Source organism: Kingella sp. SNUBH-2017 (assembly GCF_028680565.1).
Lineage (GTDB): Bacteria > Pseudomonadota > Gammaproteobacteria > Burkholderiales > Neisseriaceae > Kingella_D > Kingella_D pumchi.
The window spans coordinates 95,006-117,793 of the sequence record NZ_JAPHVK010000006.1; the positions used below are offsets into that span (position 1 = coordinate 95,006).

Sequence of the window (22,788 nt, forward strand, 5' to 3'; positions counted from 1 at the left end):
TGCCGTTGCCAAACCGCAGAAGAACCGCCCGCCGCCCGGCGCGGAGGCGCGTTAGGAGAACGATATGCCGAAGAAAAAAACCAGCAAACGCCAATGGCGCGACGGCGCTGCCGCCGCCCCTGCCAAAACCCCGCGCGGCGGCCGCAGGCAGCCTGAAAGCCGTCGTGCCGGTGCCGACGAATGGAGCGGCTGCCCCGTTTCAGGGCAGCCTGAAAAAAGCCGCCGCGCCAGCGGCAGGGCAGGGCGGCAGCCTGAAAACGAATGGAGCACCCGCCCCGAGCGCAGGCAGCCTGAAAACGCCCGCCGCCAGTCTGCCGAGATTGAAAGCCCGCGCCGCGGCAAAGGTGCCGGCGCGGATGCCGGCAACCGCTTTTCCGGCCGCGATGCGGGGCAGCCTGAAAGCCGCCGCGACAGCCGCGCGCCCAAACAGCGCGCCGCCAAGGCGAAAAAACTCATCGTGCGCAATCCCAACCAGAAAATCATGGAGCGCGCGCGAACTCAAAGAACGGCGCAGCGATTTGTCGCGCATCGAGCCCGAACGCCTGCAAAAAGTGCTGGCCGCGTCGGGCGTCGGCTCGCGCCGCGAAATGGAAGAATGGATCGCCGCCGGCCTGGTGCAGGTAAACGGCAAAACCGCCGGCCTGGGCGACAAAGTAACGCCCGACGATCAGGTAACGGTAAAAGGCAGCGTGATCAAGCTCAAATGGGCGGATCGTCTGCCGCGCATCATTCTGTATTACAAGCAGGAAGGCGAAATCGTCTCGCGCGACGACCCGCAAGGGCGCGTGAGCATTTTCGACCGCCTGCCGCAGGCCGCCAGCAGCCGCTGGGTCGCCATCGGCCGGCTGGACATCAACACCAGCGGTCTCTTGATTCTCACTACTTCGGGCGAGCTGGTGCAGCGTTTCGCCCACCCGAGTTTTGAAGTCGAGCGCGAATACGCCGTGCGCGTGCTCGGCGAAATCACGGCCGAGCAGATGCGCGAACTCACCGAAACCGGCGTGGTGCTGGAAGACGGTTTGGCGAAAGTTGAGCGCATTTTCGAGCAGGGCGGCGAGGGCGCCAACAAATGGTACAGCGTGGTGATCAAAGAAGGCCGCAACCGCGAAGTACGCCGCATTTTCGAGCACTTCGGGCTCACCGTCAGCCGTCTGGTGCGCGTCGGCTTCGGGCCGATCGGCCTGCCCAACCGCCTAAAGCGCGGCCAGTTTTACGAACTCAACCCCGCCGAAGTGGCGAATATCGTCAAATGGGCGGATATGGGGCTGCCGGGCGAGCGCCGTCGCCGCAAATAAGCAGCCTGAATATTGCCAACCCGTATCCGTTTTAAGGAGAAACCATGAAAACCGCAAACCGCATGAAAACCATTCTGCTTGCCGCATCGCTGCTGCTGGCGGGCGCTGTTTATGCCGAGGGCAATCCGCACCGCGCCAGCTACGGCACTTGGCAGGGCAAGGGAGTCGATAAATTCCTTATCGGCAAGCACGGCTTTGAAGAATTCGCCAAGGTCAAAGCCAGCTGCCGCAATAAACAGCAGGGCTATGTCCACGAAGCGAGTTGGATCAGCGGCAAACAGCTGGCCAAAGACATCCGCGACAGCATCAATGCGGACGATGGTCTCAGCACGCCGCAGGAGAACAAACAATACGCCCAATCGTTGCAAAAATCGCTGAAGCTGATCCAGCCGCAGAAAAAATACCTGCGTATCGTTGTTGCCTTAAGCTGCGCCGACGGCGCCACTTCGTTTGTCCAGCTCAGCCCCAACGAAGGGCTGCACAGCCTAAGCGCGCCCGACGAGTATTTCACCCCCGTGCGCCGCGTGAAGTAAACCCCGTTTTTCAGGCTGCCTGCCACGCTGCGGGCAGCCTGAAAACCTTTGTTTGAAGCAGCCTGAAAGATGATCAGCATTAAAAAACTGCTCACCGTTTTGGCTACGCTGGCCGTGGTGTTTGTCCTGCTGCCGCTGGCGGCGCTGTATTTTGCGCAGGAGCGGCTGTTGTTCCGCCCCGCAGTCTTGGCGCAAAACTACGCTTTCCGCTTTGCGCGGCCGTTTGAAGAAATCCGCCTGCCGGCCGCCGACGGCACCGTTTTGCACGGCCTGCATTTTGCCGCCGACGCGCCCGCCAAAGGCCGGCTGCTGTTTTTCCACGGCAACGCCGGCGCGCTCGACAGCTGGGGCGAAGTGGCCGAGCGTTTTGCCGCGCTGGGTTACGAGAGCTATGTGTTCGACTACCGCGGCTACGGCAAAAGCGGCGGGCAGATTGACAACCAAGACCAGCTCTATGCCGATGCCGAGCGCATGGCCGAATATGTGCGCGCGCAGGGCGAAGGGCGTTTGGTGGTGGTCGGCTTCTCGCTTGGCAGCGGGCTGGCCGCCCGCACCGCGCAGCAGTATCGGGCCGACAGCCTGCTGCTGGCCGCGCCTTATGAGGGTTTGGCGGTTTTGCAGCAGGAAAAAGTGCCTTTCGTGCCGCCGTTTTTAATCAAATACCGCATTCCGTCCGCCGAATTTCTGCGCGCCGCTGCCCACACCCGAATCACCCTGGTTCACGGCCGCCAAGACACCCTGATTCCGGTGGAACACAGCCGCCGTCTGGCCGCGCTGCTGAAACAGGGCGACGCCGCCTTTGAAACCGACGCCGGCCACAACACCCTGCTGGCCGACCCGCTGTTTTGGCGCGTGGCCGCCGAGCGCCTGTAGGCAGCCTGAAAGCCGGCCAACCCGTTTCAGGCTGTTTTCAGGCTGCCTGAACAGCGCCGCCGTCCCCCCAATACTTGGAAAACCCGCTATGCAAACCATTACCCTGATTGCCGCCGTCGGCGAAAACGGCTGCATCGGCATCGGCAACGCCATGCCCTGGCACCTGCCCGAAGACTTCGCCTTTTTCAAACAATACACCCTTGGCAAACCGGTGCTGATGGGGCGCAAAACCTGGGAGAGCCTGCCGCGCCGGCCGCTGCCCGGGCGGCGCAATATCGTGGTTTCGCGCCAGAACGGCTATCAGGCCGACGGCGCCGAAGTGCTGCCATCGCTCGAGGCCGCGCTGGCCGCCTGCGCCGGCGAGCGCGAAATCATCGTTATGGGCGGCGCCGAAATCTACCGGCAGGCGCTGGACAAAGCCACCGACCTGCGCCTGACCGAAGTGCGCCTGGCACCGGCGGGTGATGCCTTTTTCCCGTCGTTCGAGCGCAGCCTGTGGCACGAAGAGAGCCGCAGCAGCCAACAGTCCGCCGACGGCACCGCTTTTGATTTTGTCCACTACCGCCGCAACGGCATTTGAGCGCGGGCAAAACGGCAGCAAGGCAGCCTGAAAAGCCTTTTTTGTCCTTAAAAAGCAGCCTGAAAGCCGGTTTGTATGGTTTTCAGGCTGCCTTTTCTATGCCGTTTGCCGCTATCGTCCGAACGCTGCCGCAATCCGCCGTTAAAATCTTTCATCTTGGCGCCGAATATTTTTCAGGCTGCCTGGGCGCTTTGCGCCTTGCCAAGCGGCGGCGGCGGGTTTATGTTGCCGCTTTTTTTGCCGCCGGCGTTTTTCGCAGAGTCCGACCATGTTTCCACAGAAAAAACTCAGCTTCGAATTCTTCCCCACCCGCACGCCCGAAGGGCGCGAAAAGCAGGTGCTGACCCGCCGCCAGCTCGGGCAGTTTAAGCCCGCGTTCTTTTCCTGCACGTCCGGCGCCGGCGGTTCGACGCGCAGCGGCACGCTGCAGGCCATCGGCGACATGCTTGCCGAAGGCACGCCGGCGGCACCGCACCTGCCCTGCATCGGCATGAGCCGCGACGAAGTGGCCGCGCTGTTGGACGAATACAAAAGCATGGGCGTGCGCCATATCGTTGCCCTGCGCGGCGACATTCCTTCCGGCGTTGGTTTCTCCGGCGGCGGCATGAGCTATGCTGCCGAGCTGGTGGCCTTTATCCGCGAGCGCTACGGCCGCGATTTTCATATCGAAGTGGCCGCCTATCCCGAATACCATCCGCAGTCGCGCAGCGCCGAAGACGATATGCGCCATTTTGTCAGCAAGGTCGAAGCCGGCGCCGATTCGGCGATTACCCAGTTTTTCTACAATGCCGACGCCTATTTCCGCTTTGTCGATGATGCGCGCGGCCGCGGCGTGGAGATTCCGATTGTGCCGGGGATTATGCCGATTGCCAGTTTTTCCAAACTCTCGCGCTTTGCCGATACCTGCGGCGCCGAGATTCCGCGCTGGTTGCGGCTGAAACTGCAGTCCTACGGCGACGACACCGCGTCGATCAAAGCGCTAGCGCTGGATGTGGTAACCGAAATGTGCTCGCGCCTGCTGCACGAAGGCGCGCCCGGTCTGCATTTTTACACCCTGAACCAGGCCGGCCTGGTTTCCACCATCTGCCAGCGGCTAGGCTACTGAGTGCGGCAAAAGCGCACAGGCTTACCAAAAGCGGCGGCAATTTAACAAACAGCCGTGTTACATTCGCGCCCGTTTTGACCGGCCGTTTCAGGCAGCCTGAAACGGCTTTTTCACCGAATACGCAACAAGGAAACGAATCGTGAACGCATGGAGCAAACTCGGCGCCGCCGTCTTTCTGGCCTGCGCCGCATTGTCGGCACAGGCCGGCGAAATCCCGCAAAGCGCCACCCTCAAATACAGCGGCAGCTACGGCATTCCCGCCACCATGACCTTCAAACGCAGCGGCAACAGCTACACCGTCAGCGCCAACATCAACGTGCCGCTCTACAAAATCCGTTTTGAAAGCGGCGGCACCATCGTCGGCAACCAGCTCAAACCCAGCTACTACCGCGACGTACGCAACGGCAAAGTCTATGCCTCCGCCCAGTTTGCCGGCGGTAAAGCCACCTACGGCCGCGCCGGCGACGTCCATACCGAAGCCGTGGCCGGCAGCGTGATGGATTTGTTTACCCTTTCTTGGCAGCTGGCGTTTAACGACGGCAAACTGCCCGCCGGCCTGAAAATCACCAACGGCAAAAAACTCTACAACGTCGGCGGCATGCGCCCGGCCGGCAGCAAAACCATCAGCATCGCCGGCGGCAAAACCCAGATCAACCAGTTTACCGTCCAACGCGGCGACGACACCGTAAACTACGCCTTCGCCCCCGCGCTGGGCAACGTGCCGGCGGTGATCAACTACATCGACGGCAGCAAAAAATACCACCTGACGCTCAAATCGGTGAGCATCAACGGCCAGGAAGTCAAACCCTAAACCATCCACGGCTTTCAGGCTGCCTTAAGGGTTTGAACCGGCAGGCAGCCTGAAAACCATTTTTCACCCGAATAAAACCATGAACACGCCCCAACTGCTGGCCGCCGCCGCGCTGGCCGCATCACTGGCCGCCTGCACCGGCACCGCGCCCGAAGCCGTACGCGCCGTGCCGCCGGCGCCCGATGCCGCCGACAGCCTGCCGCAGCCGCACAATCTGATTGTGTTTTTCAACGATGCCAAAGACCGTGCCCCGCTCTTGGCCGCCGCCCGCGACTACGGCGCCGAAGTGCTGTACAACTACCAGAGCCTGAACGCCGTCGCCCTGAAAATCCCGCCGCACAAAAGCCTGGATGAAGCCGAGCGCCATTTCGCATCCATCGCCGGCGTGGTAGGCGTCAACCGCGACCAAAGCCACCGCCTGCATCCGGTGCAGCCGATGAAGCGCTGAGTACGCGCGTAAAAAACCGTCGGGCAGCCTGAAAAACCTTTCAGGCTGCCCGATGATTTGGTTCGTCGGCAGTTGGCGGTACAGCAGCCTGAAAGTTGAAAGCAGCCTGAAAACGCTTGATTGTTTTCAGGCTGCTTTGCCGTCGGCGCGCTTTATTCGGCGTCTTCCACCACGCCGGCGGCAATCAGCCTGCCGTTTTGCTGCAGCAAAAAGCGCTGGCCGGCGGCCGCCGTCAGCATCTCGGTTTCCAGCCACACTTCGGGCGTTTCGCCGGCGGCCACGCTTTGCGGCGCGACCAGCCTGCAGCGCCTCGTCTGCCCGCCTATCCAGATGTCCATACTGTCGCCGGCCGACAGAGCATGGCCGCCTTCTGCGCGGCTCAGGTTGTAGATATAGCCGTGCAGGCGGCGGCTGTCTGCCAGCCCGGACGACTGCGGCCGCGGTAGCAGCGCGGCAGCATCGGCCAGCAGCTGCTGCAGACCCTGATCGCCGACATAGATACGGGCATGCTCGCCGTCCATTTCATAGCTGTTGAGCAGATCGCGTATTTCCATGATTTCGAGTTCCAGCAGATCTTTGTCATCCAGCGCATCGCTCTGTGTGAACAACACTGCCAGCGCCGGCACATCGGCCTGCCGCGCTATCAGTATGTGTTCACGGGTAACCGGCAGCGCACCGGTTTTGGAATCGACCACCAGCACGCCGAGCGTGGCCTGCTGCGCGGCATCGGCGGTTTGGGCGGCGGTCGCCTGTTCGGGCGGCAGTGCAAACGCCGTTTCGCTGCCGGCCGGACAGACATTTCGGGCGACGCACTCGCGCAGTACGTTTTTGCGGCTTTCGTCGCCCAGCAAAACCACGCGCCAGCTTGGTGGTTGGGCTTGGGATGATGCGGCGACGGCGGTGCCGCTTCCCGTTGCATCCGGCCGGCAGGCGGCCAGCAGTAGGGTCAATAGGGCGGCGTGGAGAACGAAGGGTTTGCTCATGGGGTTCTTTCAATCATTGCCGGCAGCCTGAAAACGGACGGGCAGGCGCCGGCAGGCTTAGGCAGTTTGGCAGGCATTGGATTTGCCCAAAGGCAGCCTGAAAGTTTGAAAAACCGGCTTTCAGGCTGCCTTTGGCACGTTTGCCGGCTCAGGCTTATGCCTGCTTGGGTGGCGCGGGGCGGGACGAAGCCAGCGAGCCGCAGACTTTGCCGTCATCGCCGATGATGACGCAGAAGCTGACTTCGGCGTAGATAAAGCTGCCGTCTTTGTGCAGCGCTTTGGTGCGCGTGGCTTTGCCGCCGTGCTTGGTTGCGCCCGATTCGATGGCGGCATAAAACCCGCGCCAGTGCGGCGCGCGCAGGTATTCGGGGATGATGATGTCCAGGCTTTGGCCGAGCGCTTCGCCGGCGCTGAAGCCGAACATTACTTCCGAAGCGCGGTTCCAAAAGCGGATGATGCCTTCGCAGTCGGCATAGACGATCGAATCGGTCATCTGTTCCAGCATCTCGGCATAGGGCAGGGTGGCGGTCATGGTGTGTTCCTTGTGCTTATGGTTGGTGTGGCGCGGCGCAGGCAGCCTGAAAACCGAAAAACCGGTTTTCAGGCTGCCTTTGGCTTTTCAGGCTGCCCCGGAGTGCGGGGCAGCCTGAAAATATTTAAGCCAGTTTTTCGCGGATCACGGTTTTCACCGCTTCGGCGTTGTTGGGCACAGTCAGCACTTTCTGCGGCAGGCTTTCCAGTCCTTCGAGTTTGGCGGGACGGGGGACGGCGACGCTGCTGCCGAGCGTTTCGCGGATGGTGTCTTCAAACTTGGCGGGCAGGGCGGTTTCGAGGCAGACGACGGTTTCGCCGGGCTCGCGCAGTTCGCGGGCGGCTTTGACGCCGTCGGCGGTGTGGGGGTCGATCAGGCCGTCGCCGTCCTGATAGACGGCGCGGATGGTGGCAAGGCGGTCGGCGTGGGTGGATTTGGCGGAAACGAAGCCGTAGTCGTCGCGGATTTCTTGGAGCTTGAAATGCAGATCGAAGCCTTTGCCGCTGGCGACTTCCGCCCACAGGGCTTGGATAGCGTCGCAGTCGCGCGCCATCAGGTCGAAGGCGAAGCGCTCGAAGTTGGAGGCTTTGGAGATGTCCATCGACGGGCTGGAGGTTACGTAGGTGTGTTCGGTGGTGCGCGGGCGGTAGGCGCCGGTTTTGAAGAACTGGTCGAGCACGTCGTTTTCGTTGGTGGCAACAATCAGGCGGCGGATGGGCAGTCCCATTTGTTTGGCGATGTGGCCGGCGCAGACGTTGCCGAAGTTGCCGCTGGGCACGCAGAAGCTGACGGTTTCGCGGTTGCTTTCGGTGGCGCGGAAGTAGCCGGCGAAGTAGTAGGCGATTTGGGCGGCGATGCGGCCGAAGTTGATGCTGTTGACGGTGCCGATTTGGTACTGCTCTTTAAAGCGGGCGTCGGACTGGACGGCTTTGATGATGTCCTGGCAGTCGTCGAACATGCCGCGCACGGCGATATTGACGATGTTGTCATCCTGCAGGCTGTACATTTGGGCGCGCTGGAAGGGGCTCATGCGGCCTTCGGGCGAAAGCATGAAAACGTGGATGCCGCGTTTGCCGCGCATGGCGTATTCGGCGGCCGAGCCGGTGTCGCCGCTGGTGGCGCCGAGTATGTTCAGGCTGCGGTTTTCGCGCTCGAGCACGTATTCAAAGGCATTGCCGAGAAACTGCATCGCCATGTCTTTGAAGGCAAGGGTGGGGCCGTTGGAAAGGCCTTGGATTTTGATGCCGTCTTTCAGGCTGCGTACGGGGGTGATGTCGTCGCTGCCGAAGGCTTCGGCGGTGTAGCTTTTATTGATGATTTCGCGCAGGTCGTTTTCGGGGATGTCGGTGGCGAACAGGCGGATGACTTCAAAAGCCAGCTCGGGATAACTCAGGCCGCGCCAGCGCTCGAGCATGGTTTCGCTAACGGCGGGGTATTCTTCGGGCATCATCAGGCCGCCGTCGGGCGCAAGCCCCATAAGCAGGACTTCGCTAAAGGTTTTGGGTGCGGTCTGGCCGCGGGTGCTGATGTATTTCATGGCGGGGTCTCGGGTTGGGAGTTGGACGGATTTTCAGGCTGCCTGGGTGCGTTTGATGCGTTCAGGCAGCCTGAACAAATTTTAACACGGCTGGTACAGCACCAGCGTGTGCGTTTCGCCGGCGAGTTCTTCGTCGATAATCCGGGCGATGCGCGCCCAATCGCCGCGCGCCAGGCCGGCGCCGATTTTTGGGTAGGCGATGCGGCGGCCGGAAAACTGCGTTTTGATCCGGCGCATGGCCAGGCGGATGGCGTCGTAGTCTGCCAGCACGCCGCTGCCGTGCCAGTGCGCCTGCGTGTAGGCATTGACAACGGTAAGCGCGTGGCCGTTGCAATCGATCTGCGCGGTGCTGATCTGGCCGAGTTTGTCCGCGCTTTTGGGCGTGGCGCAGTCGGCGGCGTAGGCGGCGGGGAACTCGGCCTTAATCTGTTTGGCAATGCCCGCATCCATGGCGCACTGGCAGTTGCAGCCGTGAACGATCACATCAAATTCGCCGGCCTTGGCCAAAGCGATCAGGTCGCCGGAGCGGGTTTGCATGGGGATTCCTTTGAATATTGGCTGGCAGCGGCGAAAAGGCAGCCTGAAAAGTTTTCAGGCTGCCTGACGGGGCATCAGCGGTCGCGGTACAGCCGCTTGAAGCAGGCGGTAACGGTTTTGGCGGTTACTTCCGCCACCACGCGGGTGCGGCCTTCTTCGCTGACCAGCTGCCCCAAATCGGCGGCGGAAATCTGCTGCGGCGCTTCTTCGGCGGCACAGCCGCAGATGCGGTCTTCCCAATCCTGCTGCTGGCGCTCGCTCATCGCCAGCGTAATCAGGCGCCATTCTTTGCGTTTGTTCAACTCCGCGCTGCACTGGTTTTTCACATAGGCTTTAATCAGGTTGCCGCCGAAGCTGCCGCCCCCCGCGCCGCCGCCGAGCAGGCCGCCGGTTTCGGCACAGCCGCCCAGGGCAAACAGGGCGGCACTTAAAATCACTACGGCTTTTTTCATCACGTTTCCTTTGGTTTTGGTTAAGGCCGCCATTATCAACCAAAGCAGCGTTTGCCAACAAGCAAGGCAGCCTGAAAACCGTTTTCAGGCTGCCTTTTTGCTATCTACCGCTATAATCCCGTTTTTCCCTTTTCAGGCTGCCTGCCATGCAAGATCTTTTTACCGCCCCGCCCGAAGCCCCGCTGGCCGAACGGATGCGCCCGCAGTCGCTCGACGACGTACTCGGCCAGCAGCACCTGATCGGCGAGGGCAAGCCGCTGCGGGTGGCGCTGGAAGGCGGCGTGCCGCATTCGATGCTGCTGTGGGGCAGCCCGGGCATCGGCAAAACCACGCTGGCGCGGATTATCGCCCGCGGTTTCGACGCCCAGTTTCTGCCGATTTCGGCGGTGTTCTCCGGCGTTAAGGAAATCCGCGAGGCGGTGATGAAGGCCGAGCTGGCTTGGCAGCAGGGCAGGCGCACCATATTGTTTGTCGATGAAGTCCACCGTTTCAACAAATCGCAGCAGGACGCCTTTCTGCCCCATGTGGAAAACGGGCTGATCACCTTTATCGGCGCCACCACCGAAAATCCGTCGTTTGAAGTCAATTCCGCGCTGTTGAGCCGCGCCCAGGTGTACACGCTCAAACCTTTGTCTGCCGACGATCTGGCCAAACTGGCCGACAAGGTTTTCAGGCTGCCTGAAAACCAAGGCGTCAAACTGGCCGCCGAAGCCCGCACCCTGCTGGTTCAGGCGGCCGACGGCGACGCCCGCCGCCTGCTCAACCTGCTCGAACAGCTGCTCCAAGCCGCCAAAACCAGCGGGCTCAACGACATCGGCGCCGAGTTTGCCGCCCAAAGCCTGGGCACCCAGCTGCGCCGTTTCGACAAAGGCGGCGACCAGTTTTACAACCAAATCTCCGCCCTGCACAAATCCATGCGCGGCTCGCACCCCAACGCCGCGCTGTACTGGTTCTGCCGCATGCTCGACGGCGGCGCCGACCCGCACTATCTCGCCCGCCGCATCGTCCGTTTTGCCTGGGAAGACATCGGCCTGGCCGACCCGCGCGCGCTCACCATCGCCAACGACGCCGCCCAAACCTACGAGCGGCTCGGCTCGCCCGAAGGCGAACTGGCGCTCGCCCAAGCGGTACTGTATCTGGCCGCCGCCGCTAAATCCAACGCCGGCTACAGCGCCTACAACCAAATGCGCGCCTTCGTGCGCGAAACCGGCAGCACCGAAGTACCCGTGCACCTGTGCAATGCCCCCACCAAGCTGATGAAAGAACTCGGCTACGGCCGCGACTACCGCTACGCCCACAACGAACCGCACGCTTACGCCGCCGGCGAAACCTATATGCCCGAAGGCCTGGACGAACCGGATTTCTACCGCCCCGTGCCGCGCGGCCTGGAAAGCAAAATTGCCGAAAAACTGGCCTGGCTGAAAAGTCTGGACGAAGCGGCAGAAGAGGGCGCTTAAGGCGTCGCAGGGTTTTCAGGCTGCCTGAAAACCCTGCGGCAGCGGCGTTTCCGATGGCGGCGGCGCAAGGCAAAACCGGCAATATTCATTTCGGCGGCCAGATTTGCTAAAATGCGCCGCTTTCGCCGCACAGCCGCCGCAACCGGCAGCCGCGCGCACCGATTCCATCCGACAAAGGTTCCCTATGTATCCCGACACCCAGCGCGGCAAAGGCCTGCTCAGCTTTATGATCGGCGCCATCGTCAGCCTGATTACCGTGGCTGGCGTGCTGTTTGTCATCAACAACAACAAGCAGCACGATTTCAAGCAGCCCGCCGGTCAGCGCAGCGACAAAGCCGCCCGCACCGAGGTGCTCAAGCCCGAAGCGCTGCAGCCCGAGCAGGCGCGCGGCGAATCCGCTTTCCGCCCCGAAACGCCCAAGCAGCCTGAAAGCAGGCAGCCTGAAAAAGGTTTCGATGAAACTATATTGGACGACAGACCAAAGAAAACCCGCCCCGCAGCGGAAGACGAAGAAATCCGCGACAAACGCCGGCAGCCTGAAAAAGCCGAACGCGACGAATTAAGCGAAGAGCAGGCGGAAAGAGAACGCGAGCAGGAGCGCGAACGCCGGCGCGAGCGGGAAAAAGAAAAAACCGAACGCGAAGCCGCCGCCAAAGCCGACAGGGCAGAGCAGGAGCGCAAAGCCAAAGCCGATAAAGCGGAAAAAGCCGATAAAGCCGAACAACGTTTTGACCCGTCAACGGTCAAACCCAGCGCCGATCAGATTTTGGAAAGCGGCAGCATCGAAAAAGCCCGCGAAACCGCCATCCGCGAAGCCCGCCGCAAGTTTGAGCGCGAGCAGGCCGCCAAACGCGAAAGCCAGGCCAAAACCGCCAAAGACAAAGCCGAAGCGAAAAGCGATGCCAAAGCCAAAACCGAAGAAGGGCAGCCTGAAAAAGCCGCCCGCAGCAGATTGCGGCTCGGTTCCTATTCCAGCCGCCAGGCCGCCGACGACCAGCGCGCCCGCGCCGCGTTTTTGGGCGTGCGCACCGGCGTAGTCGAAGCCGAAGTCAAAGGCCGCCGCGTGTACCGCGTAGAAACCGGCGCGCTGGACAGCAAAGAAGCCGAACGCACGCGCAAACTGTTGCAGAGCAACGGCATCGCGGTGCAGAGCCGCTAATCATCCCATCCACAGCAAACACTTGAAGGAATCCGCATGAAATTCAAAACCACCCTGTTCACCGGCCTGCTGGCACTGGCTTTCGGCTCCGCTCACGCCCTGACCGAAGGCACCGATTACGAAGTGGTAAAACAGCCGGTTGAAGCGCTGCACCAGGACAAAATCGAAGTCGTCGAATTTTTCAGCTACGATTGCATCCACTGCAAAAATCTTGATCCGATTCTGCTCAAACACGTGCGCTCGCTGCCTTCGGACACTTATTTCCGCACCGAGCAGGTGGTGTGGTCGCCACGCCATGCCGGTTTGGCGCGGCTGGCGGTAGCGGTGAACCAGTCCGGCTTGAAACAGCAGGCCAATCCGGCGATTTTCTCTGCGGTGTTCGACAAGCATATCGAGCTGTGGAATCCGACCACCGCCGTCGAATGGATCGGCCGCCAGCGTTTCGGCAAGCGCCTGCTCGCCGCCTATCAGGACAGCGGCAATGCCGCCAAAGCCAAGCAGATGGCCGAACTGACCACCAAATACAATATCGAAGGCACGCCGACCGTAATCATCGGCGGCAAATACAAAATGCTGTTTTCGCACGGTCTGACCCAGCAAAGCATGCAAACCATGGACGAGTTGATCGCCAAAGTGCGCAAGGAGCGCAATATGCCCGAGCCGGCCGCCAAAGGCGCCTACAAAAGCAAAGGGCTGAGCCTGTCTAAAGAAGCTGCGCGCTAACGGTTTTGCTGTTTGCACCTACTGAAGCAGCCTGAAAAACGCCGGTGCGTTTCAGGCTGCATCGGTTTGTCTGAAGCCGCTGTCGCAGCGGTTTCGGCATATTGATTGCTTGGCTGCGCAAGGCGGCCGGAACGGTTGGATTGTGGATGTACTGATTTTTTTGAAAGCGCTGCTGCTGGGCATTATCGAAGGGCTGACCGAGTTTCTGCCGATTTCCAGCACGGGGCATCTGATAGTGTTTGAATCGCTGCTGGATTTTCACAGCAAAGGCAAGGTATTTGAAATCGCCATCCAGCTTGGCGCGGTATTGGCGGTGGTGGTGGAATACCGCCAGCGCTTTGTTTCGGTGCTGAAGGGTTTGGGCAGGGATGCGGCGGCCAACCGCTTTGTGCTCAATCTGGCGGTGGCCTTTATTCCCGCAGCGGTGATGGGCTTGCTGTTTAGCAAACAGATTAAAGAAAAGCTGTTTAATCCGCTAAGCGTGGCCGTGGCGCTGGTGGTCGGTGCTTTGGTGATTTTGTGGGTGGAAAAACGCAGCGCCCGCACTGAAGCGCGGGTACAGAGCGTTGACGATATGCGTATCCGCGATGCGCTGGTGGTCGGCTTGGCGCAGGTATTGGCGCTGGTACCCGGCACTTCGCGCTCGGGCAGCACCATTATGGGCGGCATGTGGTGGGGCATCAGCCGCAAAGCCGCCACCGAATTTTCGTTTTTTCTTGCCGTGCCGGTAATGGTGGCGGCTACTGCTTACGATGTGTTCAAGCACCGCGCGCTGTTTACGCTGGCCGATATCGGCCTGATTGCCGTCGGCTTTTGCGCCGCTTTCGTTGCCGGCCTGCTGGCGGTTAGGGCGCTTTTGAAATTTGTCTCGGCCAAAAACTATGTGCCGTTTGCGTATTACCGCATCGTGTTCGGCGGGGTGATACTGCTGACTTATTGGGCCGGTTGGGTAAAATGGTAGCGAAGCGGCTTTCAGGCAGCCTGAAAGCGTTTTTCGCAGTGAAAACAAACTAATAAAAGGGAACATAATGACATTAGACGAAATCGCAGACGGATTGGCGCGGGTCAAAGGTGTGCTCGCCACCGCCATTGTCGATTACGGCAGCGGCATGATTATGAGCGGCCGCTGCAATGCCCCCGAATTGGATTTGGAAGTGCTGGCCGCCGGCTGCGTCAATATCCTCAATGCCAAGCTGCGCGTATTGCAGATGACCGGCCTGAACGACAGCATCCACGACATCCAAATCAACCTCAGCAGCCAATACCATCTGATTTGTCCGGCGCGCGGCAAGGAAAATGCCCTGATCTACCTGATTGCCGATCGTAAAACCGCCAATCTGGCGATTTGCCGCCGCTCTTTGTTCCAAGCCGAACAGCTGTTGCATTAATCTGCCGCTCAGACTCTGGCCGCGGAGTTTTCCGCGGTCGTTTTTTATGCGCCAGGCTTGGCGGCTAAGCCGCTAATTTATGTTAATTGTTATCATTTCGTAATCCTTTCTTACATAAAATCAAACTTTCGCCAAAAAAACTTTACCTGATTTTAAATAGTGCTTTAATAAGCGGATAAAAATCGGGTAAAATTTGCGGGTTTAATGGTTCATCTCTCCTAAATAATCGGATGACTGAATAAATGGATAATAAAGAAATCAATCAAGGACGCCGCCGCTTTCTCATTCTTGCTACTTCCGGTGCCGGTGCCGTGGGCGCCGCCTGCGTAGCAGTTCCTTTTGTCAAAAGCTGGTTTCCGTCCGAAAAGGCCAAAGCGGCCGGTGCTGCGGTTGAAGTGGATGTCAGCAAAATCGAATCCGGCCAGCTACTTACCGCAGAATGGCAGGGCAAGCCGATTTTCGTGCTCAACCGCACCGACCAGCAGCTCAAAGATCTCGCCACGCTGGACGACCAGCTGAGCGATCCGAAATCCGAGCAGGATCAGCAGCCGAAAGACTGCCAAAACCCCGCCCGCGCCATCAAACCGAAAATCTGGGTTGCCATCGGCATCTGCACCCATTTGGGCTGCTCGCCCACCTACCGTCCCGACGTTGGTGCGGCGGATTTGGGCGGCGGCAGTTGGAAGGGCGGTTTTTTCTGCCCCTGCCATGGCTCGAAATTCGATTTGGCAGGACGGGTATACAAAGGCGTACCGGCACCGTTGAATCTGGTCGTTCCGCCGTATAAATATCTGAGTGACAATCTGATTCTGATTGGCGACGAATAAAACTAGGGGCACACCTATGGCAAACCAAAACCATTCCAAAGCAAAAGCGCTGCTCGGCTGGATAGACGCACGCTTCCCGCTGACCAAGATGTATAAGGAGCATGTCGGCGAGTACTATGCGCCGAAAAACTTCAACTTCTGGTATTTCTTCGGCTCGCTGGCCTTGTTAGTGCTGGTTATTCAGATTGTCAGCGGCATCTTTTTGACCATGAACTTCAAGCCCGATGGCACCACCAATGCGCAAAACCTGCCGGTGGCTTTTGCCGCGGTCGAATACATCATGCGCGACGTTTCCGGCGGCTGGATTATCCGCTACATGCATTCCACCGGTGCGTCCTTCTTCTTTATCGTCGTTTATCTGCACATGTTCCGCGGCCTGATTTACGGTTCGTTCAAAAAACCGCGCGAGCTGGTGTGGATTTTCGGCGCGCTGATTTTCCTGGCGCTGATGGCCGAAGCCTTTATGGGCTATCTCTTGCCGTGGGGGCAGATGTCCTACTGGGGCGCGCAGGTGATTATTAACCTGTTTGGTGCGATTCCGGTAATCGGCCCCGACCTTTCCACTTGGATACGCGGCGACTTCAACGTTTCCGATGCCACGCTCAACCGTTTCTTTGCCCTTCACGTAATTGCCGTGCCGCTGGTGCTACTCGGCTTGGTGGTTGCCCACCTGATCGCCCTGCACGAAGTCGGTTCCAACAACCCCGACGGCGTGGAAATCAAAAAACTGAAAGACGAAAATGGCATTCCGCTCGACGGCATTCCTTTCCATCCCTACTACACCGTAAAAGACATTCTCGGCGTGGTGGTATTCCTGATTGTGTTCTGCTCGGTGCTGTTTTTCGCCCCCGAAGGCGGCGGTTACTTCTTGGAAGCGCCGAACTTTGAACCGGCCGATCCGCTGAAAACCCCGCCGCACATCGCACCGGTATGGTATTTCACTCCGTTTTACGCCATTTTGCGCGCGATTCCCTCTTTCCTGGGTACCCAGGTATGGGGCGTAATCGGCATGGGCGCCGCTGTAGTGATGATTGCCCTGCTGCCATGGCTGGATCGCTCTCCGGTGAAATCGGTGCGCTACCGTAATACCACATTCAAAGTAATGCTGGTGCTGTTCTTGGTGTCCTTTATCGGTTTGGGCATTCTCGGTGCCTTGGTGGCCGACGATCTGCGCACCAGCTTCGCACGTGCTTTCAGCGGCTTTTACTTCCTGTTCTTCCTCGGTATGCCGCTCTATACCGTTTCAGGCTGGATGAAAGACCAGAAAAACCTGCTGGTTTTCTTGGCCCGAATCGCCACTTACGCCTTGCTTCTGGCTATTTGCGCCATACTGCTGTACACCATCGGCGGCTTCGAACCCAGAACTTGGAAATTCGGCGACTGGCTGGTGAAAGGCTTTATCCTGCTATACACCGTATTTTTTGCCGCCACCCCCTTCTTGGACAAATGGAACCGCGATCTCGAAGTACCGACCCGCGTAACCATGGGTACTGCCAAACAGAAGATTCTGTTCTTCGTTTATACGGCCATTACCCTGATTGGTGCCTATCTGTTTGCAGTCAATGTGTAAGGGAGCAGCAAAAATGAAAAAAACTTGGAAAAAACACCTTGCTGCCCTGTTGCTGGCGGCACCCATCGGCTTCGCATCCGCTTCAGGCGGCGGCCACTACGAACATGTCGAGCTTAACCACGGCGATCAGGTCAGCCTGCAGCGCGGCGCGCAGATTTTCGTCAACTACTGCCTGTCCTGCCACTCCGCTTCCGCCATGCGTTACAACCGCCTGCGCGACATCGGCTTGAGCGAAGACGAAATCAAGAAAAACCTGATGTTCACCACCGATAAAGTCGGCAACGTGATGCAGGCACACATGAGCCCGGCAGACGCCAAAAAATGGTTTGGTGCTGCGCCGCCCGATCTGACCCTGATTGCCCGTTCCAAAGGCACCGACTACCTTTACGCCTACCTGCGCGGCTTCTATCAGGATCCGACCCGTCCCACCGGCTGGAACAACGTAGTATTTGACAAAGTCGGTATGCCGCACGCGCTGTGGGAGCAGCAGGGCATTCAGGCCGTCAAGCTCGACAACAAAGGCATGCCGATAATGAAAGACGACGGTCACGGCGGTCATGTGCCTGATCTCTACTGGGTTAGCACCGGCTCGATGACCCGCATGACCAAAAGCGGCAATGTCGTAACCACCGAATACGACAACTATGCCCGCGACCTGGTGAACTTCCTTTCCTATATGGGCGAGCCCGCCCAGCTCGAGCGCAAACGTATCGGCTACGGCGTCTTGATTTTCCTGCTGGCGATTATGCTGCCGCTGGCCTACTTCCTGAAAAAGGAATACTGGAAAGACGTGCACTAAACCCGGCAGACACAACGCTGCAAGGCAGCCTGAAAACTTTTCAGGCTGCCTTTTCTTTTGTCATCCGGGATATGCCGAATGATGAACTGCGCCAAGATAAAAGCAGCCTGAAAAACCGATATCCGGCTTTTCAGGCTGCTTTGGGTGTCGGGGGCTGTATCAGCGGCGCATCGCTTTTTCCGCCGGCGTCAGCGCTTCGATAAAGGCTTCGCGCTGGAAAATGCGCTCGGCAGACTTCAGCAGCGGGGCAGCGGATTTGCCGAGTTTGATTTCGTAGTGATCCAAGCGCCACAGCAGCGGGGCAAGGGCAACGTCGATCATCGAAAATTCGTCGCCTAAAACGTATTTGTTTTTGCTGAATGCCGGCGCAATCATGGTCAGGCCGTTGGCGATGGCTTCGCGGGCTTTGCTTTGCTCTTTGGCGGTGGCGCCGGGGTTTTCCAGCGTTTGTACGTGGACGAACAGCTCTTTTTCCAAGCGGTGCAGCGCCAGCCGGCCGCGGCCGCGCATAATCGGATCGCCCGGCATCAGTTGCGGGTGGGGGAAGCGCTCGTCGATGTATTCGTTGATGATGTTGGATTCGTAGAGCACCAAATCGCGCTCCACCAAAACCGGCACTTGGTTGTAGGGGTTCATCACCGCCAAGTCTTCGGGTTTGTTGAATACGTCCACGTCTTTGATTTCAAAGTCCATGCCTTTTTCGTACAGCACGAAGCGGCAGCGGTGGCTGAACGGGCAGGTAATGCCGGAATACAGAATCATCATAAGCGGTTCCCTTTGTAAGGTTGGCAGGCAGGCAGCCTGAAAAAATCAGCCGGTAATTATAACCTTATCTTTACATTCAGGCTAGAAAAACCGTTTAAATGCATAATTTATAAAGGTATTTGTGTCAATCCGGCCGAATGGTAAACGGCTGCTTTCGCCAAGCAGGCTTCGCGCTATAATGCACCTTTCGTTTGATTGTGTTAAGGAGCAGCAAAATGGGTCTGATTATTGAAGACTTGCAGGAAGGCAGCGGCAAAACCGCAGAAAAAGGCAAACGCATCACCGTGCATTACACCGGCTATTTGACCGACGGGCGCAAGTTCGATTCCAGCTTGGATCGCGGCACGCCCTTTACGCTGGTGCTGGGAGCCGGCCAGGTTATCCAGGGTTGGGACGAAGGCTTTGGCGGCATGAAGGAAGGCGGCAAACGTAAGCTGACCATTCCGCCGGAAATGGGCTACGGCGCGCGCGGTGCGGGCGGGGTGATTCCACCGAATGCGACGCTGGTATTTGAAGTCGAACTTCTCAGCGTGGCTTAAGAACGCAGTAGCAAAAAGCAGCCTGAAAACCTTTATTTTGGTTTTCAGGCTGCTTTTTATGCGTCTGAGCGCGTCAGTCGTGCGCCAGCGCGTCGATGGGATTGAGTTTGGCGGCATTTTTGGCGGGCATATAGCCAAAGAGTACGCCGATGCTGGTGGAGCACAGGACGGCGCCGACGATGGAGAAGGTGGAAAAGGACATGGCAAATTCGGTTACCACGCGGTTGAACAGTGCGGCAATGCCGAAGGAAAGCAGGATGCCCAAGAGGCCGCCGAGCAGGCACAGCAGTACGGCTTCAACAAGAAACTGCTGCAGAATATTGCTGCGCCGCGCGCCGATGGCCATGCGCACGCCGATTTCTTTGGTGCGTTCGGTTACCGATACCAGCATGATATTCATCACGCCGATGCCGCCGACTACCAGCGAAATCACGGCGATGCTGGAAATCAGCAGGGTCATGGCGCCCATGGTGCTTTCGATGGTTTTTTTGATGCTGTCGCTGTTGCTGGTGAAGAAGTCTTTGGTGCCGTGGCGCGATTCCAAAAGCTCGGTCAGGCTTTTTTCCGCCACTTGGGTGCTGACATTGTCTTTGATTTTAATGGTGATGTTGTTGATGTGGCGCTCGCCGGTAATCTGGTTCATCACCGTGGTGTAGGGCGACCACATCATCAGCACGCCGGAATCGCCGAAGTTGTTTTCTTCTTTTTTCAGCACGCCGATTACCTGCAGCGGGCGCTTGCGAAAGAGAACGGTCTGCCCTAGCGGGTCGGTGCCGGCGGGGAACAGTTTTTCCGCGGTGGTGGCGTCAATCACCACCACTTGCGCGTTGCGGCGCACGTCGTCGTCGTCAAACAGGCGGCCGCGTCCGAGTTTCAGGCCGCGCACGTCGAAATATTGCTCGCCGGTGCCGTATAGCGAAGCGGTCAGATCGGTGTTGCGGTAGGTAACGTTGCCGCTGGAGCTGGACATCGGCGTGGTGCTTTCGACATAGCTTTGGCTGCGGATGGCGTCGCTGTCGCCCACAGTGAGGGTTTTGATGCGGCCGCTGCGGCGGTCGCCGAAACCGTGCCCGGGGTAGACGGTAATGGTGTTGGTGCCCATATCGCTGATGTCTTTAAGGATTTTTTCCTGCGTACCCTTACCCATCGCCACTACCGACACCACGGCGGCAATGCCGATGATGATGCCGAGCATGGTCAGCAGCGAGCGCATTTTGTGGGCGACAATCGCCTGCACCGACATTTTCGCCGCTTCGCGCAGCTGGTCTTTGTAAAAGCCGAAACCGCGCTTTTCCGGCAGGCTTTCGACGCTGCTAGCGGGAATTTCGCTGTTTTTGCTGGTATCGGAAACGATTTCACCGTCTTTGATTTCGATGATGCGGTTGGCCTGCGCCGCCAGTTTCGGATCGTGGGTAACCATAATCACGGTATGCCCTTCGCGGTGCAGGCGGTGGATGATTTCCATCACATTTTCGCCACTGGCCGAATCGAGGGCGCCGGTGGGTTCGTCGGCAAAGATGATTTCGCCGCCGTTCATCAGCGCGCGGGCGATGGATACGCGCTGCTGCTGGCCGCCGGAGAGCTGGCTGGGTTTGTTGGTTTCTTTGCCTTCCAAGCCCAAATCCTGTAGCAGCTTGCGCGCGCGTTCGCTGCGCCGTCTGTCGTCCATGCCGGCATATACCGAGGGCAGGGCGACGTTTTCTTGCGCGGAGAGCGAGCTCAATAGGTTGTAACGCTGGAAGATAAAGCCGAAGCGCTTGCGGCGCAGCGCGGCCAGCTCGTCGGCATCCATGCTGGCGGTTTCGACGCCGCCGATGCTGTAGCTGCCGGAGGTCGGTACGTCCAAGCAGCCCAGAATGTTCATCAGCGTGGACTTGCCGGAGCCGGACTGGCCGATGATGGCGACGAAATCGCCTTTGTCGATGCTCAGATTGATGTTTTTGAGTACGTGGACGCGGTTGTCGCCTTCTCCGAAATAGCGGTTGATGTTTTTACATTCGATCAGGCTCATAAGCGGTTTCCCTTGGCCAGGCAGCCTGAAAGGCCTTTCAGGCTGCCTGAAAAAATTGCAAACACGAAGTAAAAGGCTTTAAGGCAGCCTGAAAAAGGATTTTGCCGTTTTCAGGCCGCCTCAAACCGTTTCGGCCGGCGCTTTAGCGCGGCGGACCGCTATTCATTCGGACGGCTTCTGCTTCCACTTGCTCCTGTTCTTCGGAAGCGCTCAGGGAGCTGATGATGACTTTTTCGCCTTCCTTCAGCCCCGATTTGATTTCGGTGTGCATCGCGTCGCGCATGCCGGTTTGCACCTCGCGATCTTCAGGCTGGTTTTGGGCATTGAGTACGCGCACGGTTTTTTTACCGTCTTTTTGTTTGATGGCGGTGGACGGCGCCATCAGTACGTTTTCCGCCCGGGCGATTTCAATGGTGTTTTGCGTGGTCATGCCGATGGCCAGTTTGCCGTCTTCGTTCGGAATGGTGGCGCGGGCATAGTAGTACACTGCGCTTTCGGTGGTGTCGGTAGTGCGGCTGTAGCTGCCCTTGGACATGGTGGTCAGACCCGGATCGACGCTGTCTAGCGTTCCGGTGCGCGGGGTGTCGGGTTCGGATAAAATGGTAAAGCTGATTTTCTGTCCCGCTTTGACTTTGGTGGCATCGCCCTCGGCAATCTGCATTTTGTTGGTCATGGTGGACAAATCGGCAATCTGCACAATGGTGGGCGCGGTTTGGCTGGAATTCACTGTCTGCCCTTCTTCCACAATAATCGCCACCACGGTGCCGTCGGCAGGCGAAGTAATGCGCGTATGCCCCAAGTCTTTTTCTGCCGTATTGATGGCGATTTTGGTTTGGTTGATAGACGACTGCAGTTCTTTGATTTTGGCGCGGGAAGTTGCCAGCGCGTCTTCGGTTGCTTCAAATTCTTCGCGCGACACCGCATCTTCGCTGGCCAGCGAACGGTAGCGATTGTATTTGCGCTGCGCGATTTTCAAGGCCACTTGCGCCGACTCCAGCTGCGCCTGATACGACTGCAACTGCGCCTTGCGGGTGTTCAGGTCGTTGGTTTGGGTAACATTGTCGATTTCGGCAATCAAATCGCCTTTTTTGACGACATCGCCGATTTTTACATGCATCTTTTTCACCTGTCCGGAGACCTGCGCACCCACATCGACCAAATGCGACGAAGAAATCTCGCCGCTGGCAGAAACGGTCTGGCTGAGCGTGCCGCGCGTAACCGGCTCGGTAATGTAAGACACGCTCTCTTTCGGGCGCGTGTAGTGGTAGATTCCCCAGCCGGCGGCACCGAGAATGGCGGCGGCAATCAGGATTTTGACGGTTTTTTTCATAAATCGTGCTCCGGGCAGACGGCTGCCGAAATTTTTAGACGCGGCATGATATAAGATTTGGCGGCGCGAACCAAGCACCGCGGCAGCCTGAAAACACAGGGCTGGCGTACAAAAAACCGCATCGGTTTAACGCTCTTTACATTAGGCGCCGGCCATAGCACAAAGTAGGATTTTTTGCCCGTGCCGCGCCGGCAAAAAAACATCAAGTTTTGTCAAAAAAATACCGCCGCCGCCCTTGCCTGTTTAACAGAATTTTGGTTTAATCCGCGCCTTTGGGGTGATTAGCTCAGTTGGTAGAGCGTCTGCCTTACAAGCAGAATGTCGGCGGTTCGACTCCGTCATCACCCACCAGTTTGTCGGCTGCTTTAACGGCGGTCGTTTTCGCGGCAGCCATGCTGCCGCAACCCCTTTCATAATGTATCCTTTCGTTTCCGGCTCGCCGCTTTGCGGTTGAGCCGTTTTTTTTTTTGCAAAAGCAGCCTGAAAAGCGGATTCGGGGTTTGCAGGCTGCTTTTGGTTTGGGCTGTTTTCAAA

23 protein-coding genes, 1 tRNA gene and 1 pseudogene are annotated in these 22,788 nt (G+C 58.6%); 17 read left to right on the forward strand and 8 right to left on the reverse strand.

The window, feature by feature from the left end:
- The first annotated feature begins 64 nt into the window (after positions 1-64).
- The 7 genes and pseudogenes from OP500_RS06370 (at position 65) to OP500_RS06400 (ending at position 5,645) form a co-directional block, all read left to right on the forward strand.
- Positions 65-1,295 (forward strand): annotated as a pseudogene (locus tag OP500_RS06370) (pseudouridine synthase).
- A gap of 44 nt (positions 1,296-1,339) precedes the next feature.
- The gene (locus tag OP500_RS06375) at positions 1,340-1,828 is read left to right on the forward strand and encodes a transcriptional regulator (protein WP_274070511.1); all 489 of its coding nucleotides are present in this window, start codon (positions 1,340-1,342) and stop codon (positions 1,826-1,828) included.
- A 69-nt stretch (positions 1,829-1,897) separates the two neighbouring features.
- A complete protein-coding gene (locus OP500_RS06380) occupies positions 1,898-2,701 on the forward strand; it encodes an alpha/beta hydrolase (RefSeq protein WP_274070512.1) in 804 nt (267 codons plus the stop codon).
- 88 nt (positions 2,702-2,789) lie between these two features.
- Positions 2,790-3,281: a dihydrofolate reductase gene (locus OP500_RS06385; protein ID WP_238748472.1), complete on the forward strand. Its 492-nt coding sequence runs from the start codon at positions 2,790-2,792 to the stop codon at positions 3,279-3,281.
- A 268-nt stretch (positions 3,282-3,549) separates the two neighbouring features.
- Positions 3,550-4,386, forward strand: coding sequence for a methylenetetrahydrofolate reductase [NAD(P)H] (gene metF / locus OP500_RS06390; protein ID WP_238748471.1), 837 nt, complete (start codon positions 3,550-3,552; stop codon positions 4,384-4,386).
- Positions 4,387-4,525: 139 nt separating this feature from the next.
- Positions 4,526-5,197, forward strand: a complete 672-nt coding sequence (locus OP500_RS06395; RefSeq protein ID WP_407659235.1) for a DUF3108 domain-containing protein — start codon at positions 4,526-4,528, stop codon at positions 5,195-5,197.
- A gap of 79 nt (positions 5,198-5,276) precedes the next feature.
- A complete protein-coding gene (locus tag OP500_RS06400) occupies positions 5,277-5,645 on the forward strand; it encodes a hypothetical protein (RefSeq protein WP_238748469.1) in 369 nt (122 codons plus the stop codon).
- A 152-nt stretch (positions 5,646-5,797) separates the two neighbouring features.
- Here the strand turns inward: OP500_RS06400 and OP500_RS06405 are convergent, their stop codons facing one another.
- From OP500_RS06405 to OP500_RS06425, 5 genes are all read right to left on the reverse strand, one after another.
- Positions 5,798-6,628: a GTP-binding protein gene (locus tag OP500_RS06405; RefSeq protein WP_274070513.1), complete on the reverse strand. Its 831-nt coding sequence runs from the start codon at positions 6,626-6,628 to the stop codon at positions 5,798-5,800.
- A gap of 154 nt (positions 6,629-6,782) precedes the next feature.
- On the reverse strand, positions 6,783-7,160 hold the full coding sequence (locus OP500_RS06410; RefSeq protein ID WP_274070514.1) for a PAS domain-containing protein: 378 nt from the start codon (positions 7,158-7,160) through the stop codon (positions 6,783-6,785).
- Positions 7,161-7,284: 124 nt separating this feature from the next.
- Entirely contained in the window at positions 7,285-8,697 is a 1,413-nt protein-coding gene (thrC, locus tag OP500_RS06415; protein WP_274070515.1) for a threonine synthase, read from the reverse strand.
- An 81-nt stretch (positions 8,698-8,778) separates the two neighbouring features.
- Positions 8,779-9,234, reverse strand: coding sequence for a macro domain-containing protein (locus OP500_RS06420; protein WP_274070516.1), 456 nt, complete (start codon positions 9,232-9,234; stop codon positions 8,779-8,781).
- A 74-nt stretch (positions 9,235-9,308) separates the two neighbouring features.
- Positions 9,309-9,686 carry a hypothetical protein gene (locus OP500_RS06425; RefSeq protein ID WP_238748464.1) on the reverse strand — a complete coding sequence of 126 codons (378 nt, stop codon included), beginning with the start codon at positions 9,684-9,686 and terminating at the stop codon, positions 9,309-9,311.
- Between the two features lie 146 nt (positions 9,687-9,832).
- Here OP500_RS06425 and OP500_RS06430 point away from each other — a divergent pair, with 146 nt between their 5' ends.
- The 8 genes from OP500_RS06430 to OP500_RS06465 all read left to right on the forward strand — a co-directional run bounded on the left by OP500_RS06430 (position 9,833) and on the right by OP500_RS06465 (position 17,609).
- Positions 9,833-11,143, forward strand: a complete 1,311-nt coding sequence (locus OP500_RS06430) for a replication-associated recombination protein A (RefSeq protein ID WP_238748463.1) — start codon at positions 9,833-9,835, stop codon at positions 11,141-11,143.
- A gap of 184 nt (positions 11,144-11,327) precedes the next feature.
- Positions 11,328-12,302, forward strand: coding sequence for an SPOR domain-containing protein (locus tag OP500_RS06435; protein WP_238748462.1), 975 nt, complete (start codon positions 11,328-11,330; stop codon positions 12,300-12,302).
- Between the two features lie 36 nt (positions 12,303-12,338).
- The gene (locus tag OP500_RS06440) at positions 12,339-13,025 is read left to right on the forward strand and encodes a thiol:disulfide interchange protein DsbA/DsbL (RefSeq protein ID WP_238748460.1); all 687 of its coding nucleotides are present in this window, start codon (positions 12,339-12,341) and stop codon (positions 13,023-13,025) included.
- Between the two features lie 142 nt (positions 13,026-13,167).
- Positions 13,168-13,986, forward strand: coding sequence for an undecaprenyl-diphosphate phosphatase (locus OP500_RS06445; RefSeq protein WP_274070517.1), 819 nt, complete (start codon positions 13,168-13,170; stop codon positions 13,984-13,986).
- A gap of 67 nt (positions 13,987-14,053) precedes the next feature.
- A complete protein-coding gene (locus tag OP500_RS06450) occupies positions 14,054-14,413 on the forward strand; it encodes a hypothetical protein (protein ID WP_238748458.1) in 360 nt (119 codons plus the stop codon).
- 242 nt (positions 14,414-14,655) lie between these two features.
- The gene (gene petA / locus OP500_RS06455; RefSeq protein ID WP_238748457.1) at positions 14,656-15,240 is read left to right on the forward strand and encodes a ubiquinol-cytochrome c reductase iron-sulfur subunit; all 585 of its coding nucleotides are present in this window, start codon (positions 14,656-14,658) and stop codon (positions 15,238-15,240) included.
- Positions 15,241-15,256: 16 nt separating this feature from the next.
- Positions 15,257-16,810, forward strand: coding sequence for a cytochrome b (locus OP500_RS06460; protein WP_274070518.1), 1,554 nt, complete (start codon positions 15,257-15,259; stop codon positions 16,808-16,810).
- 13 nt (positions 16,811-16,823) lie between these two features.
- Complete coding sequence (locus OP500_RS06465; RefSeq protein WP_274070519.1) at positions 16,824-17,609, forward strand: cytochrome c1; 786 nt, start codon at positions 16,824-16,826, stop codon at positions 17,607-17,609.
- Positions 17,610-17,768: 159 nt separating this feature from the next.
- Here the strand turns inward: OP500_RS06465 and OP500_RS06470 are convergent, their stop codons facing one another.
- A complete protein-coding gene (locus OP500_RS06470) occupies positions 17,769-18,374 on the reverse strand; it encodes a glutathione S-transferase N-terminal domain-containing protein (RefSeq protein WP_274070520.1) in 606 nt (201 codons plus the stop codon).
- 215 nt (positions 18,375-18,589) lie between these two features.
- On the opposite strand from OP500_RS06470, the gene OP500_RS06475 reads away from it, so the two are divergent.
- The gene (locus tag OP500_RS06475; RefSeq protein WP_238748453.1) at positions 18,590-18,913 is read left to right on the forward strand and encodes an FKBP-type peptidyl-prolyl cis-trans isomerase; all 324 of its coding nucleotides are present in this window, start codon (positions 18,590-18,592) and stop codon (positions 18,911-18,913) included.
- A 73-nt stretch (positions 18,914-18,986) separates the two neighbouring features.
- On the opposite strand, the gene OP500_RS06480 is transcribed toward OP500_RS06475, so the two are convergent.
- Together OP500_RS06480 and OP500_RS06485 are read right to left on the reverse strand one after the other, a co-directional pair.
- A complete protein-coding gene (locus OP500_RS06480) occupies positions 18,987-20,924 on the reverse strand; it encodes a MacB family efflux pump subunit (protein ID WP_238748452.1) in 1,938 nt (645 codons plus the stop codon).
- Between the two features lie 142 nt (positions 20,925-21,066).
- A complete protein-coding gene (locus OP500_RS06485; protein WP_238748451.1) occupies positions 21,067-22,254 on the reverse strand; it encodes an efflux RND transporter periplasmic adaptor subunit in 1,188 nt (395 codons plus the stop codon).
- 275 nt (positions 22,255-22,529) lie between these two features.
- Here OP500_RS06485 and OP500_RS06490 point away from each other — a divergent pair.
- Positions 22,530-22,605: transfer RNA gene (locus OP500_RS06490), tRNA-Val, on the forward strand.
- Positions 22,606-22,788 lie beyond the last annotated feature (183 nt).